Below are 13983 nucleotides of genomic sequence, written 5' to 3' on the forward strand. Positions count from 1 at the left end.
GAGAGTTCGTGATGAAAGCGTCAGAACTTCGTGAAAAGTCTGTTGAAGAGCTGGAAGGTCAGCTCGTAGATCTGAAAAAAGAGCAGTTTAACCTGCGTTTTCAGGGTGCGACCGCCCAGCTGGAAAATACGGCTCGTGTGCGTCAGGTTCGTCGGGATATTGCCCGTATCCGGACGTTGGTTAATGAAAAACGTGCCAGCGCGTAATTAATTTGAGGGTCTAAAGATGCCTAAACGTATTTTGCAAGGTGAAGTTGTCAGCGACAAAAATGACAAAACTGTAGTGGTTCTTGTCGAGCGTCGTTTCAAACACCCTCTGCTTAAGAAAGTTGTGCGCAGCAGTAAAAAATATCATGCGCATGATGAAGACAATAAGTGCCAGGTAGGCGACACTGTTCGTATCGAGGAATGTCGTCCTATCTCTAAGAAAAAATCCTGGAAAGTGGTGCAGGACGCGTAAATAACGTCCTGGAAGTTAAGTTAATTAATATAGATATTGGAATAGACCAATGATTCAAATGCAAACCAATCTTGACGTTGCCGACAACTCTGGTGCTCGCCGGGTTCAGTGCATCAAGGTGCTCGGTGGTTCCAAACGGAAAACTGCCGGTGTCGGCGATATCATTGTCGTCAGCGTAAAGGAAGCAATTCCGCGCGGACGCGTGAAAAAAGGTCAGGTGCATCGTGCAGTGATTGTGCGTACGGCAAAAGAAGTGAAGCGCTCTGACGGCACTTCAATTCGTTTTGACCGCAACGCCGCAGTTCTGATTAACAAACAGAACGAACCGATCGGCACACGCATCTTCGGCCCAGTTGTGCGTGAACTGCGTGCTGCAAAACAGATGAAAATTATTTCTCTGGCTCCGGAGGTTCTGTAATGGCTAAAAATGCTAAGTACAAAATCAGGAAGGGCGATGAAGTTATCGTTCTGACTGGAAAGGACAAAGGCAAATCTGGTGAGATCATCAAGATGCTGCCGTCCGAAGGCCGTGCCGTAGTGCAGGGTGTGAATATGGTGAAACGCCATACACGTCCGTCCCAGACTACCCAGGGCGGGATTGTTACGAAAGAAGCGACAATCCACGTATCCAACCTGGCTCTGAAGGACCCGAAAACAGGCAAGCCTACCAAAGTTGGTATCAAAGTTGAAAAAGACGGCACGAAGGTTCGTGTTGCCAAAGCATCAGGGGAGGCTATTGATGGCTAATTATACTCCTCGTTTGCGTGAGGTCTATGAGACGGAAGTCAAGGCCAGAATGCAGGAGAAATTTGCATACAAGAATGTTATGCAGATGCCAAAGCTCGACAAGATCGTCCTCAATATGGGCGTTGGCGAAGCTGTTGCCGATTCCAAGAAAGTGAAAAAGGCCGTTGAGGAAATGGCCCTGATCGCTGGTCAGCAGCCGGTGACTACCCGCGCCAAAAAGTCGATTGCCGGCTTTAAAGTGCGTGAAGAAATGCCGCTTGGTTGTAAAGTGACCCTGCGTGGTAACCGCATGTATGAGTTTCTGGATCGTCTGATCCAGGTGGCTCTGCCCCGTGTGCGTGACTTCCGTGGTGTGAACGGCAAAAGCTTTGACGGTCGCGGCAACTATGCCCTGGGCCTGAAAGAACAGCTCGTATTTCCCGAAATCAGCTACGATCAGGTAGATGATGTTCGGGGAATGGATATCATTATCTGTACGACGGCTGAAACCGACGAAGAAGCTAAAGAGCTTCTGGCCGGTTTCCAGATGCCGTTTTCAAACTGATTGAAACGGCAGGAGGACTTGAATAATGGCTAAAACTAGCGCCGTTGAGAAGAATATGAAGAGGCAACGTCTGGTCGCAAAATATGCCGCCAAACGCGCCGCCCTGAAGAAAGCTGCGGTAGATGCCGATCTGTCGCCTGATGAGCAGTTCATGGCCCGGCTCAAGCTGGCTAAACTGCCGCGCAACAGCGCACAAACTCGTGTGCGGAACCGTTGCCAGGTGAATGGTCGCCCCCGTGGTTATCATCGCAAGTTTAAAATGTCTCGTGTTTCACTCCGTGAACTGGCCTCGATCGGTCAGCTTCCCGGTGTCGTGAAATCGAGCTGGTAAGGAGGACTGACAGATGTCTATGAGTGATCCTCTGGCAGATATGCTGACACGTATCCGAAATGGACAGCGTGCAAACAAAAAAGTGATTTCCTCTCCGGCTTCCAAAATGCGTCAGCGTATTCTGGATGTGCTGGAGCGCGAAGGCTACATCCGTGGTTACAGCCGTAATGACGGTGAGGCCGGAAAAGCTGAAATCAGCATCGAACTGAAATATCATGAGGGCTTGCCCGTGATCCAGGAAATCACACGTGTTTCCAAACCGGGTCGTCGGGTTTATTCCTCTGTGAATGACCTGCCGCGGGTACGCAATGGTCTTGGTATTTCCATCGTTTCAACCCCCAAAGGTGTTCTTTCCGACGCAGAAGCACGTGCTGAAAACGTTGGTGGCGAGATCATCTGTACAGTATTCTAAGGAGATCCGGTATGTCACGTATTGGTAAGAAACCTGTTGCTGTACCTCAGGGTGTGGAAGCAAACCTCGACGGCCGAGCCCTTAAGATCAAAGGCCCGAAAGGCGAACTGGCCATGACCTTTATGGATGAAGTGGACGTTAAGCTGGAAGATGGTCAGATCAGCGTAATGCCGATCGGCGACAGCAAACGCGCACGTTCCATGTGGGGGATGCAGCGCACCCTGGCGGATAACCTGGTCATAGGCGTAACCGACGGCTTTTCCAAACAGCTTCAGCTGAATGGTGTGGGTTATCGTGCGTCTGTGCAGGGAAACAATATCCAGCTGCAGCTTGGCTACAGCCACGATGTTATTTTTCCGATCCCGGAAGGCATTGATGTGAAATGCCCGGACCAGACAACAATTATTGTCTCCGGCATTGATAAACAGAAAGTTGGCCAAGTTGCGGCAGAAATTCGTAAGTGGCGTAAGCCCGAGCCTTATAAAGGCAAGGGTATCAAATACGCTGACGAATATATCTTCCGTAAAGAAGGCAAGAAAAAATAATAGGTGGTCGTCATGGCAAATGCTGAAAAACTATTTAAACGTCGTCGCCAGCGGGTTCGTACACAGATCCGCAAGGTGGCAGCAGGGCGGCCGCGTCTCTCAATTCACCGTACTAACCAGCATATCTATGCCCAGGTTATCGACGATGAAAAGGGCGTAACGGTTGCAGCAGCATCCACACTGGATGCGGACCTGCGGAGCAAACTTACGAACGGTTGCAATGCAAACGCAGCTGTTGAAGTTGGAAAATTGATCGCAGACCGCGCCAAAAGCGCCGGTGTTGAGCAGGTTGTATTTGATCGTGGTGGATTTCTCTTCCACGGTCGGGTCAAAGCCCTGGCAGACGCCGCGCGTGAAGCTGGTCTCAATTTCTAAGATAGAGGAAAGACAGTATGGCTCGGTCAGAAAGAGATAATCGTCAGGAAGTAAGCGACCTGGTGGAAAAGCTTGTCCACATTAACCGTGTGGCCAAGGTTGTGAAAGGTGGTCGCCGTTTCGGTTTTGCCGCGCTTGTTGTTGTCGGTGACGGCAAAGGGCGTGTGGGCTTCGGTAAGGGTAAAGCCCGCGAGGTTCCGGAAGCAATCCGCAAAGCGACGGAAGCCGCCAAGAAAAACATGGTTCGTGTACCTTTGCGTGAAGGCCGGACACTTCATCATGATATCGAGGGCCATCACGGCGCCGGTAAAGTGGTGATCCGTTCAGCCCAGCCCGGTACGGGTATTATTGCTGGTGGTCCGATGCGTGCAGTGTTTGAAGCACTGGGTGTACAGGACGTCGTTTCCAAGTCTACAGGGACATCCAATCCCTATAACATGGTTCGTGGTACCATCAATGCCCTGACACGTCAGGTGTCCCCGCGCATGGTTGCCGCCAAACGCAGCAAAAAAGTCAGTGACATTGTAAGCCGTCGTGGTGAGAAAAATGCCGCTGGCGCGCTGGCTACGGAGTAAGTACTGATGGCCAAGGAAAAGAAAACACTCAAGGTGACGCAGACTGGAAGTCCAATCCGCAGAACCGCAGACCAGCGTGCAACACTGATCGGGCTCGGCCTGAACAAAATGCACAGGACCAGAGAACTGGAAGATACACCTTCCGTTCGTGGCATGATCCGCAAGGTCAGCCATATGGTCAAGGTTGAAGAAGCTTAAGCAAGGTAAATTATCATGAAACTCAATGAAATTGCCAACAAGCCGGGCTCAACCAAAAGCCGCACCCGTGTCGGGCGTGGTATTGGTTCCGGCAAAGGTAAAACCGGCGGTCGTGGCGTAAAAGGTCAGAAATCCCGTTCAGGTGTTGCCATTAAAGGCTTTGAAGGTGGTCAGATGCCGCTTCATATGCGTCTGCCGAAACGCGGATTCAACAGCCCGAACCGGAAGACTTTCGTACCTGTGAATATTGGTCGCCTTCAGGCTGCCATTGACGCGAAGAAACTGGATGCTAAAAAACCGATTACCATTGACGTGCTGCGCGCAGCCGGCCTGGTAAATGCTGTGAAAGACGGTGTTCGTCTTCTGGCAAAAGGTGAGCTGAAAGCAAAAATCCAGATTGAAGTTGACAGTGCTTCCGACGCTGCCATCAAGGCGGTTGAAGCTGCTGGCGGTTCTGTAACAGTAGCGGCCGCCGCTGCTGCCGCAGAAGCGTAAGGCAAAATATAAAAGGCAACAGGGTAGAAAATAGATGGCATCAGCAGCAGAACAACTCGCCGCAAATCTCAATTTCGGCTCCTTTTCAAAGGCCAAAGAGCTTCAGAAAAGGATTATGTTTGCTCTCGTTGCACTAGTCGTCTATCGCCTTGGGACTTATATCCCTCTTCCAGGTATTGACCCTGTTGCCCTTGAACAGATGTTTAACCAGAACCAGGGTGGAATCCTGGGAATGCTGGATCTGTTCGCGGGTGGGGCGTTGCAGCGCATGAGTATTTTTGCGCTGAATATCATGCCCTATATTTCCGCCTCTATTATCATGCAGCTGATGACCTCCATTTCACCCACACTTGGGGAAATGAAAAAGGAAGGTCAGTCCGGCCGTCGTAAAATCAACCAGTATACCCGCTACGGAACAGTACTCCTGACGGCTGTTCAGGCCTATGCCATCGCCGTCGGTCTTGAGGAAAATATCGCCATTGAGCCGGGTATCTTTTTCCGCGCAACAACGGTGATTACCCTGGTTGGCGGTACCATGTTCCTGATGTGGCTTGGCGAGCAGATCACGGCCCGTGGCGTTGGTAACGGTATTTCCCTGATTATCTTTGCCGGCATCGTTTCACAGCTTCCTTCTGCTGTCGCCGGTACCCTGGATATGAGCAGCAAAGGCCTGCTGGGCGGACCGCTGGTGATTGTCGGCCTGATGGTTATGGTGGTTGCGGTTATCGCTTTCATCGTCTTTATAGAGCGGTCACAGCGCAAGGTTCTGATCCAGTATCCGAAACGCCAGCAGGCAAACCAGGTGGCCAAGAGCGAACAGTCTCACATGCCGCTGAAACTGAACACTGCCGGCGTTATCCCGCCGATCTTCGCCTCTTCGCTGCTGTTGATGCCGCTGACTGTGGCTGGGTTTCTGGCTGAGGGCGGACCAGAATGGATGACAACTGTAACCTCCATGCTTGGACATGGGCAGCCGTTGTATATTGCCTTCTATGTGTTGCTGATCGTGTTCTTCTGTTTCTTCTATACCGCGATTGTTTTCAATCCTGAGGAAACAGCCGACAATCTGAAAAAATACGGCGGATTTATCCCCGGTATCCGTCCGGGTAAAAATACAGCCAAATATCTTGATTACGTACTGACACGTCTGACTGTTGTCGGAGCAGCCTATCTTTCTGCCGTGTGTCTTCTGCCTGAAATCCTGATTTCACGATATTCCATACCATTCTATTTCGGCGGCACTTCGCTGCTGATCGTGGTGAATGTGACCATGGATACGGTCGGGCAGATCCACAGCCACCTGATGGCGCACCAGTATGAAGGACTGCTGAAAAAATCGAAGCTGAGAGGGAAAGGGCGTCGCAGATGATATTAGTATTGTTGGGGCCTCCCGGGGCCGGCAAGGGCACACAGGCCCAACGGATTATGTCCTCTCGCGGCATTGTTCAGCTTTCGACCGGTGATATGCTGCGTGCAGCGGTTGCCAACCAGACCGAGATTGGCAAGAAAGCAAAAGAATTTATGGATGCCGGCAAGCTGGTGACCGATGATATTGTTATCGGCATTATCGCGGACCGCATCGAAGAAGAAGACTGCAAGAGCGGTTTCCTGCTGGACGGGTTCCCGCGTACAGTCGCCCAGGCTGAAGCCCTGGATGATCTTCTTGAGAACAAAAACCTGAAAGTCGATGCTGTTATCGAAATGAAGGTGGATGATGAAGCTTTGGTTGACCGTATTACCGGACGCTATACCTGCGCCGACTGTAATGCCGGATACCATGATACGAACCTCAAACCACAGGTAGCTGGCGTGTGTGACAGCTGTGGTTCTACGAATTTCAAACGCCGGGCGGATGACAACCGTGAAACCGTTGTTTCGCGTCTGGAAACCTATCATGCACAAACAGCCCCTTTGTTGCCCTACTATAGCGGCAAGGGAGTGTTGAAAACCATTGACGGGATGGCTGACATTGATGATGTCACCGCTCAGATAAATGAAGTATTGGACGCGCTTTAAAAAAAGTGTAAAAGTTTCCCTATTCAAAGGTTGACTGGGCGTCTTTAATACCTATAATCGCGCAACTTCACGGTATACCCGGGTGGTTGCCTAATGTTTTGGAAATTTGATCGGGAGATACGATCGTGGCGCGTATTGCTGGCGTTAACATTCCCACCGCAAAAAGGGTGGAAATCGCTTTAACTTATATCACAGGCATTGGGCATACCTCTGCCAAAGCGATTTGTGACAAACTTGGTATCAAACCGGAAACCCGGGTGAACCAACTGAGTGACTCGGAAGTCATTAGAATCCGCGAAACCATTGATAGTGACTATACCGTCGAAGGTGATCTTCGTCGTGATGTGGCCATGGATATTAAACGTCTGATGGATCTCGGTTCATACCGTGGCCTTCGGCATCGTAAAAAACTGCCTGTTCGCGGCCAGCGCACAAGCACAAACGCGCGTACCCGTAAGGGTAAGGCCGTTGCGATTGCCGGTAAGAAGAAATAAGGTATTTGAGATATGGCTACTGAAAAAAGAGTACGTCGCAAAGAGCGGAAAAACATCACCAATGGTGTTGCTCATGTGAATTCGACCTTTAACAATACCATTATCACTATTGCTGATGCGCAGGGAAATACCATTTCCTGGTCAACAGCCGGTGCGATGGGCTTTAAAGGGTCACGTAAATCCACTCCTTATGCTGCTCAGATGGCGGCCGAGGATGCCGGCAAGAAAGCCCAGGAACACGGCATGAAAACCCTGGAAGTGGAAGTCAAGGGACCTGGTTCAGGTCGTGAGTCCGCTCTTCGCGCGTTGCAGGCAGTTGGTTTTACAATTACCTCCATCCGTGACGTGACGCCAATCCCGCACAACGGGTGTCGTCCGCCGAAACGGCGTCGGGTTTAATCTGGCTTGTGGTCATCCGGCTTCGGCCGGATTGATCTGTATGAAGGTTTATAATTTTTTACGGGGACTGAACAGTGATCCAAAACAATTGGCAAGAACTCATTAAGCCGACGAAACTAGACATCAAGCAGGAAGGTGACGAGCGCAGGAAAGCGACCATCGTAGCCGAACCTCTTGAGCGTGGTTTCGGGATGACCCTCGGAAATGCGTTGCGTCGTGTGCTGCTGTCCTCCCTGCAGGGAGCTGCGGTTACGTCAATTCATATCGACAATGTCCTGCATGAATTCTCATCCATTCCGGGTGTCCGCGAAGATGTGACCGATATTGTTCTCAATATCAAAAACCTCGCTGTCGGCTTTGAAGCTGAAGGCTCCAAACGTCTTAGCCTGGAAGCTACAGGTCCCGGTGAAGTAACAGCCGGCCAGATTACCGAAGTTGCAGATGTCACCATCTACAACCCGGATCTGGTTATCTGTACTCTTGATGACGGTGCCGAACTGCGCATGGAACTGACGATCACTACAGGTAAAGGTTATGTGCCTGCCGTTAACAATCGTCCCGAAGATGCACCGATCGGCCTTATCCCGGTTGACAGCCTGTACAGTCCTGTACGGAAAGTCAGCTACCGGGTAGAGAACACCCGCGAAGGCCAGATCCTGGACTATGACAAGCTGATCATGACCATCGAAACCGATGGTACGGTTACGCCGGAAGACGCCCTGGCGTTTTCTGCCCGGATCCTGCAGGATCAGCTGCAGACCTTCATCAACTTTGAAGAGCCCGAAGATACTTCCGCTGAGAAAGAATCTGAAGAGCCGGCCTTCAACAGGAACCTGCTGCGCCGGGTTGACGAGCTTGAACTGTCCGTTCGTTCAGCTAACTGCCTGAAGAATGACAACATCGTCTATATCGGTGATCTGGTTAAGAAAACAGAAGCTGAAATGCTTCGTACACCAAACTTTGGTCGTAAGTCTCTGAACGAGATCAAAGAGGTGCTCTCCACTATGGGCCTGCGTCTGGGTATGGACAATCAGGGCTGGCCACCGGAGAATATTGACGAACTCGTCAAGAAGATGGAACAGGAATTTTAATTTAGATTAACAGAAAGAAGGACCGGGTCCTACGTGGATACCCTCCTGAGGAGTAAGGAATATGCGCCATCGCAGAGCTGGCCGTAAGCTGAACAAAACAAGCTCACATCGTAAAGCGATGTTTGCCAACATGGCCCATGCGCTTCTGAAGCATGAGCAGATTGTAACCACGCTGCCGAAAGCCAAGGAACTTGGCCCGATCGTGGAGCGTTTGATCACTCTGGGTAAACGCGGTGACCTGCATGCCCGTCGTCAGGCTGCGTCACGTCTGCCGCAGATTTCCAAGGAAGTTCTTGCGAATGGCGGTGATATTGATGTGGTTGCCAAGCTGTTCAGTGAACTTGCTGAACGTTATGGTGAGCGCAAAGGCGGTTATACACGCATCCTGAAAGCCGGTTTCCGTCATGGTGACGCGGCACCGGTTGCTGTTATCGAACTGGTCGACCGCAACGAAGATGCCAAAGGGCAGGCTTCCGGCCCGGTACAGTTTGAAGAGGAAGGTGAGGAAGAAGCCGCTTAAGGCTTTTTGCTCCCCAATGAATTTGAAAAGCGGCTCATCGGGCCGCTTTTTTTATGTCTCAGGCTTTTACCAGATAGAACAGGCAGTCACTGAGGGCAATCCGGGGCCGGGTGGTGACCATGAACAGGCGCAGGTCGCAAGCGGTGAAAAGCTCGCCGTCCTTTATATAAAACATTTCACGCACCAGGTTTTTCCCGTCGTAATCCCGGACCATGAGCCGTTCTATTGACTGTTCATTCATCCAGCCGAGGGCGGTGTTCCCGGCTGTCACACCGAAATTTTGATGTTCTATGTCCCGGTGCAGGGTCATGTCCGTGTCCGGGGATTTTTCCGTCCCGTAGTCCAGGGTTGTGCCGGACAGGACTTCCAGTCGCATCGGGTGGGCATACAAAGCCACTTTCCGGCCGCTTACAGGGGCAAAGAGATCATCTTGCTCTGTCAGACACTGGATCGCCTTCATTGCCGTCTGGTCGGCCTCCAGATCCCAACTGCCGCCGGCCTCAAGGGTGATAACCGGGATGCCCAGCTCGATTTCCATCAGGGAACCAAGCTTGATGCCCGTATAGATCAGGCGGCTCGAGAGACGGGCGGCAAGATTTTGGTGATCGTCCGTCAGGTGGGAAGTAACGGTAAAATCCGGTCCGGATCCCGAGGTATTGTGAATATCCACCACGGCCTCCGGCGCCAGAGTCTGAAGGCGCTGGATGATTCGTTCGGCGATTTTGCCTTCCTGACTGTCAAAGGGCGGCCTGAAACAGCGGTTCATATCCGGTTTACCCGGCAGATGGCGGTTGCTGAACTCAGGTGTCGTCAGGGCGGCTTCCACGGAACAGACAAGAAAATGCATATTGACGGCGGGGACGGTCCGGGACTTCAGAAACTGATACAGTGCCTTTGTGCCTGACGGTTCATTGCCATGCAGCAGGGTGGTGACCACCCGGCACCGGCTCTGGTCCCGGCCGGTCACATCAATCCAGACAGGGCCGCCGAGGTGGTTGAGGAAATCCTTGACACTGTTGCCGATCTCGTTAGGCGTAGGATCGCTCCAGATATTCAGGGGCGTGCTATCACTCATCAGACAGAGCTACTCCATTCCGCCACCGCTGCGCCACCAGCCTGTTCTTCAATATATTTCCGCAGCATGGCCTGGCAGGCCTGGACCCGGGGCAGATCCTTTTCATATTGTTCAAGCATTTCAAGTTGCCAGCGCGCCCCGGTCATGCGGCTTGTCAGCCGGTCCCGGATAATGGCTGACATTCGCGCACTGTCGGTGTCGGTGACGCCGATCTCCGCCAGGCCTTCCTGCATCAAGGGCAGAAGGTCGTGGATGGCCTCGGTAATGCCGACTTCACGGGGATGATGTTGTCCGGCCTCCGGCCACAATATCTGTGCCTCCAGCCCATCCTGGGCCGCCCGGTAAAAGTTATATTCGGCAAAGCGGAACGGCATTGCGGGCAGCATATCGTTAATCCGGTTTCGCAGTCCGATAGCCGTCCCGATATAAAAGGCGGCATTGGCGGTCATGTCGATCAGGGAGGGGCCGGCGGGCAGGGCCCGCATCTCAATGCGCGTGTGACCACCGGCCGATGCGGAATAGACCGCCCGGTTCCAGGGCCATGTGGTGCCCGTATGCAGGCTGAGTTCCTCCAGCTTGGGATATTTACCCTGTCGGAAGCTTTCCTCCGCGTCCTCATCGGTGACAAGCGGGATAATGGGCGGATAGAGGCGTACAGTCTCCGCAAACAGTTCCCAAAGTCCCTCACGAACCCAGCCATGGCCAAAAGTCACCCGGGACGGCTGTCGCCAGCCAACACTGTTGCGCTGACGGCTGTCGATGGACTGCTTGAACAGGGCAATGCGGGTTTCCTGCCACAGCCGGTGACCAAGCAGGAGAGGGGAATTGGCGGCCAGCGCCACGGCCAGCGGCGTAATCATCTGGATGGCGTTGAAGGTATCGGCAAACCTGTGCGGTTCTACCCGCATATGGATCTGGAACGAGGTGTTGGCGCCTTCCAGTGTGACATCATGGGAGGTAAGCTGAAGAGGGTCCTGACCGTTGATGTTGACCCCGAAGGCACCGCCGCGAAGTTTGTGCAGGCTGTCTGACAGGCAATGGAAGCGGGGAATATCGGTCATGAATTGCGGCTGCAGATGCTCCGCCCGCAATGTCGGCAGGATACCGACCGGGACAAGCTGGCTGTCAAAAGGGGCGGCGGCATCATTGGCCGTCTGCAAGGCACCGGTCATTTCCTCATGCAGGGTGGTGAAAGGGGAGCCCGCCGCAGCAGTCGGTGTGACATTATATTCGAGGTTAAACTGGTTCAGTTCGAGCTGGAACAGGGACTTGTCCAGCCGGTCGAGAAGCTGTTTGTTGATGGGGGAGATTTCACCATCGCCTTTTGTAATATACATTTCGAATTCGGCGCCGAGGGTCATTTCCCCTTCGCCGAAACCAGGCTTTTCAAGGATTTTCTTGAGCAGGATCAACTGGTCGTTCAGCCGTCCTGAAAAAATATGGAAATCTTCCTCGCTGAAGTTCACCTTGTCGAAATTTTTCCCCATCTGTACTCCCTTAACTGTTCTCGTCCGGGCCGGTTGCCTGTTTTTCCGGACGATGGCCGAGGGCCGGCAGGGAAAAGGCAAATGTGACGGCAATCAGACGTACAAGCAAAGTTACAAGGCATGATATCACAAGGGTGAATTCCGGCGCTATTCCTGTTTTGGTAAGAAAATAGAAACTGCTGCCGCCGAGGATAGCCGGCACGGCATAGAGTTCCTTGCGCAGAACCAGCGGGATTTCATTGCACAGGATATCACGGATGGCGCCGCCGGCTGCTGCTGTCATGACGCCCATGGTCACGGCGACAATGGCGCTGGAGCCGGTCAGTATTGCTTTCTGTGTGCCGGTGGCGGTGAACAGGGCGAGGCCAAAGGCGTCCGCCCAGATCAGTACTTTCATGCGGCTTTCCAGAAGCCTGGCCCAGAAAGGGGTGACGATGGCGGCGGCCAGGATAACATAGAGGGCGGTCGGGTTTACCACCCAGAAAACCGGCAGGTCGAGAAGCACATCCCTGAGGGTGCCGCCGCCGACCGCAGTTACGGTGGCGATGACCAGCAGGCCAAAGGGGTCAAGTTCCCGCCGCAGGGCCGCCAAAGCGCCGGAGACGGCGAAAACCGCCATGCCCGCCAGTCCTGTCCAGTAAATCAGTTCTTCCATATTTCTGCCCGGTTTATGATTAAATTGAACAACATCTATTCACTATTGTCCATGCCGTTCTATATTAAGGAAAAGCATAGATGAAGGCCGCAAGGAGACATAGATGAAATCGTCGGGTAACGGAAAAAAAATCCTGTTCAATCTGGTGCTGGGATCATTCCTGACCCTTGTGTCTTTTGTCATGCCTGCTACGGCGGAAAAGCAGGTCCCTCAATCCCGGACCGAGATTGCGCTGTCTTATGCCCCCATTGTCAAGAAAGCGGCGCCGGCTGTTGTCAATATCTATACCAAACGTGTGATCAAGACCCGCAGCACGCGATCGCCTTTTTTCGATGATCCCTTTTTTCGGCGTTTCTTTGGTGAAGGACTGGGCGGAGCGCCGAGGGAGAGGATTGAGCGTTCTCTCGGGTCCGGTGTGATCGTCCGGGATGATGGCATCATTGTTACCAATCATCATGTGATTGAAGGGGCGGACGAAATTGTTGTGGCCCTGGCGGATCGTCGGGAATTCAATGCGGAACTGATCCTGGACGATGCCCGGACCGACCTTGCTGTGCTGAAAATTGACACAGGCGACGGCAAGTTGCCGATCATTGAATTCGCTGATTCCGACCAGATCGAAGTCGGGGATCTTGTACTTGCCATTGGCAATCCTTTCGGCGTCGGTCAGACCGTAACCAGCGGCATTGTATCGGCTCTGGCCCGCACCCAGGTCAATGTTTCCGATTATCAGTTCTTTATCCAGACCGATGCGGCAGTCAATCCCGGCAACAGTGGTGGCGCCCTGCTTGGCATGGACGGTCAGCTGCTGGGGATTAATACGGCTATTTTCTCCCGCTCCGGCGGATCAAACGGCATCGGCTTTGCGATCCCGGCCAACATGGTCAACTTTGTTGTGACGTCTGCTCTTGCCGATGGCAAGGTGGTGCGGCCCTGGTTCGGCGCCAATGGCCAGACTGTCACTTCCGAGATTGCCGAAAGCCTGGGCCTTGACCGGCCGGGCGGCGTCCTGGTGGATAATATTTTCCCCGGCGGACCGGCTGACAAGGCAGGCATCGAGCAGGGCGATGTGATTCTCAGCGTGGACGGCAAGGAAGTCTTCGATCCCCAGGCCATTCGCTATCATATAGGACTGGAACGGCTCGGCGGGAAAGTTGCCGTCGAACTGCTGCGCGGCGATATGAATTTGACTGTTTACATGCCTTTGGCGCCCGCTGTAGAGGACCCGCCGCGGGATATTACCGTACTGGAAGGCGAACATATTTTTACCGGCCTGAAAGTGGCGAACCTGTCACCGGCTTACGCTGATGAACTTGGTTTGAGTATGTTTGACAAAGGCGTTATTGTACTTTCCGTCGACCGGGCGAGTCCGGTGCGCCGTCTCGGCGTCGTCCGGCCGGGTGATTTTGTCGAGTCCATAAACGACACCAAGATCGAGACCGTGGACCAGTTGGAGAATGTTCTGGCGGATGCCGGACGGAATATGAGTTTCGGTATTCGCCGGCAGGGACGGCTGATCGAATGCGGGGTTCGTGGAAACAGCAGTTATTACTGCCGCTAGGAAA

Annotated in this window: 22 protein-coding genes; 19 read left to right on the plus strand and 3 right to left on the minus strand. The window is 52.9% G+C overall.

Features of this window, described 5'->3' with window-relative positions; all coding sequences use genetic code 11:
• Positions 1 to 11: 11 nt before the first annotated feature.
• From rpmC to rplQ, 18 genes are all read left to right on the plus strand, one after another.
• Positions 12 to 206 (plus strand): 50S ribosomal protein L29, encoded by a 195-nt coding sequence (rpmC, locus tag ACORNT_RS10010; RefSeq protein ID WP_321389921.1) that lies wholly within the window; start codon positions 12 to 14, stop codon positions 204 to 206.
• A 19-nt stretch (positions 207 to 225) separates the two neighbouring features.
• Positions 226 to 459, plus strand: coding sequence for a 30S ribosomal protein S17 (gene rpsQ / locus ACORNT_RS10015; RefSeq protein ID WP_321389924.1), 234 nt, complete (start codon positions 226 to 228; stop codon positions 457 to 459).
• Positions 460 to 508: 49 nt separating this feature from the next.
• Positions 509 to 877: a 50S ribosomal protein L14 gene (gene rplN, locus ACORNT_RS10020; protein ID WP_321389927.1), complete on the plus strand. Its 369-nt coding sequence runs from the start codon at positions 509 to 511 to the stop codon at positions 875 to 877.
• The gene (gene rplX, locus ACORNT_RS10025) at positions 877 to 1206 is read left to right on the plus strand and encodes a 50S ribosomal protein L24 (RefSeq protein WP_321389930.1); all 330 of its coding nucleotides are present in this window, start codon (positions 877 to 879) and stop codon (positions 1204 to 1206) included. The genes rplN and rplX overlap by 1 nt, the downstream gene beginning before the upstream one ends.
• Positions 1199 to 1750, plus strand: coding sequence for a 50S ribosomal protein L5 (gene rplE / locus ACORNT_RS10030; protein WP_321389933.1), 552 nt, complete (start codon positions 1199 to 1201; stop codon positions 1748 to 1750). Before rplX ends, rplE begins: the two co-directional genes overlap by 8 nt.
• A 25-nt stretch (positions 1751 to 1775) precedes the next feature.
• Positions 1776 to 2081 (plus strand): 30S ribosomal protein S14, encoded by a 306-nt coding sequence (gene rpsN, locus ACORNT_RS10035; RefSeq protein WP_321389936.1) that lies wholly within the window; start codon positions 1776 to 1778, stop codon positions 2079 to 2081.
• A 13-nt stretch (positions 2082 to 2094) separates the two neighbouring features.
• Positions 2095 to 2493, plus strand: a complete 399-nt coding sequence (gene rpsH, locus ACORNT_RS10040; protein WP_321389940.1) for a 30S ribosomal protein S8 — start codon at positions 2095 to 2097, stop codon at positions 2491 to 2493.
• An 11-nt stretch (positions 2494 to 2504) separates the two neighbouring features.
• Positions 2505 to 3038: a 50S ribosomal protein L6 gene (gene rplF, locus ACORNT_RS10045; RefSeq protein ID WP_321389943.1), complete on the plus strand. Its 534-nt coding sequence runs from the start codon at positions 2505 to 2507 to the stop codon at positions 3036 to 3038.
• A 12-nt stretch (positions 3039 to 3050) separates the two neighbouring features.
• The gene (rplR, locus tag ACORNT_RS10050) at positions 3051 to 3413 is read left to right on the plus strand and encodes a 50S ribosomal protein L18 (protein ID WP_321389946.1); all 363 of its coding nucleotides are present in this window, start codon (positions 3051 to 3053) and stop codon (positions 3411 to 3413) included.
• Between the two features lie 17 nt (positions 3414 to 3430).
• Positions 3431 to 3988, plus strand: a complete 558-nt coding sequence (gene rpsE, locus ACORNT_RS10055; protein ID WP_321389949.1) for a 30S ribosomal protein S5 — start codon at positions 3431 to 3433, stop codon at positions 3986 to 3988.
• 6 nt (positions 3989 to 3994) lie between these two features.
• Positions 3995 to 4186, plus strand: a complete 192-nt coding sequence (gene rpmD / locus ACORNT_RS10060; protein WP_321389952.1) for a 50S ribosomal protein L30 — start codon at positions 3995 to 3997, stop codon at positions 4184 to 4186.
• Between the two features lie 15 nt (positions 4187 to 4201).
• Positions 4202 to 4681, plus strand: a complete 480-nt coding sequence (rplO, locus tag ACORNT_RS10065) for a 50S ribosomal protein L15 (RefSeq protein WP_321389955.1) — start codon at positions 4202 to 4204, stop codon at positions 4679 to 4681.
• A gap of 34 nt (positions 4682 to 4715) precedes the next feature.
• The gene (gene secY / locus ACORNT_RS10070; RefSeq protein ID WP_420717495.1) at positions 4716 to 6050 is read left to right on the plus strand and encodes a preprotein translocase subunit SecY; all 1335 of its coding nucleotides are present in this window, start codon (positions 4716 to 4718) and stop codon (positions 6048 to 6050) included.
• The gene (locus tag ACORNT_RS10075; protein ID WP_321389958.1) at positions 6047 to 6697 is read left to right on the plus strand and encodes an adenylate kinase; all 651 of its coding nucleotides are present in this window, start codon (positions 6047 to 6049) and stop codon (positions 6695 to 6697) included. The genes secY and ACORNT_RS10075 overlap by 4 nt, the downstream gene beginning before the upstream one ends.
• A gap of 125 nt (positions 6698 to 6822) precedes the next feature.
• Positions 6823 to 7191, plus strand: a complete 369-nt coding sequence (rpsM, locus tag ACORNT_RS10080) for a 30S ribosomal protein S13 (protein ID WP_321389961.1) — start codon at positions 6823 to 6825, stop codon at positions 7189 to 7191.
• Positions 7192 to 7203: 12 nt separating this feature from the next.
• Entirely contained in the window at positions 7204 to 7590 is a 387-nt protein-coding gene (gene rpsK / locus ACORNT_RS10085) for a 30S ribosomal protein S11 (RefSeq protein WP_321389963.1), read from the plus strand.
• 74 nt (positions 7591 to 7664) lie between these two features.
• A complete protein-coding gene (locus ACORNT_RS10090) occupies positions 7665 to 8681 on the plus strand; it encodes a DNA-directed RNA polymerase subunit alpha (RefSeq protein WP_321389966.1) in 1017 nt (338 codons plus the stop codon).
• Between the two features lie 61 nt (positions 8682 to 8742).
• Complete coding sequence (gene rplQ / locus ACORNT_RS10095; protein ID WP_321389969.1) at positions 8743 to 9201, plus strand: 50S ribosomal protein L17; 459 nt, start codon at positions 8743 to 8745, stop codon at positions 9199 to 9201.
• 58 nt (positions 9202 to 9259) lie between these two features.
• Here rplQ and ACORNT_RS10100 read toward each other — a convergent pair whose 3' ends face one another.
• Genes ACORNT_RS10100 through ACORNT_RS10110 form a run of 3 tightly spaced genes read right to left on the minus strand, consistent with a single transcriptional unit; the run spans position 9260 to position 12418 of the window.
• Positions 9260 to 10276, minus strand: a complete 1017-nt coding sequence (locus ACORNT_RS10100; RefSeq protein WP_321389972.1) for a hypothetical protein — start codon at positions 10274 to 10276, stop codon at positions 9260 to 9262.
• Positions 10276 to 11763, minus strand: a complete 1488-nt coding sequence (locus ACORNT_RS10105; RefSeq protein WP_321389976.1) for a glutamate-cysteine ligase family protein — start codon at positions 11761 to 11763, stop codon at positions 10276 to 10278. Before ACORNT_RS10105 ends, ACORNT_RS10100 begins: the two co-directional genes overlap by 1 nt.
• 10 nt (positions 11764 to 11773) lie before the next feature.
• A complete protein-coding gene (locus ACORNT_RS10110) occupies positions 11774 to 12418 on the minus strand; it encodes a trimeric intracellular cation channel family protein (RefSeq protein WP_321389978.1) in 645 nt (214 codons plus the stop codon).
• 103 nt (positions 12419 to 12521) lie between these two features.
• Here ACORNT_RS10110 and ACORNT_RS10115 point away from each other — a divergent pair, with 103 nt between their 5' ends.
• Complete coding sequence (locus ACORNT_RS10115) at positions 12522 to 13979, plus strand: Do family serine endopeptidase (protein ID WP_321389981.1); 1458 nt, start codon at positions 12522 to 12524, stop codon at positions 13977 to 13979.
• The last annotated feature ends 4 nt before the right edge of the window (positions 13980 to 13983 follow it).

The sequence above is a fragment of the Emcibacter sp. genome, from assembly GCF_963675455.1.
Classification (GTDB): Bacteria; Pseudomonadota; Alphaproteobacteria; order Sphingomonadales; family Emcibacteraceae; genus Emcibacter.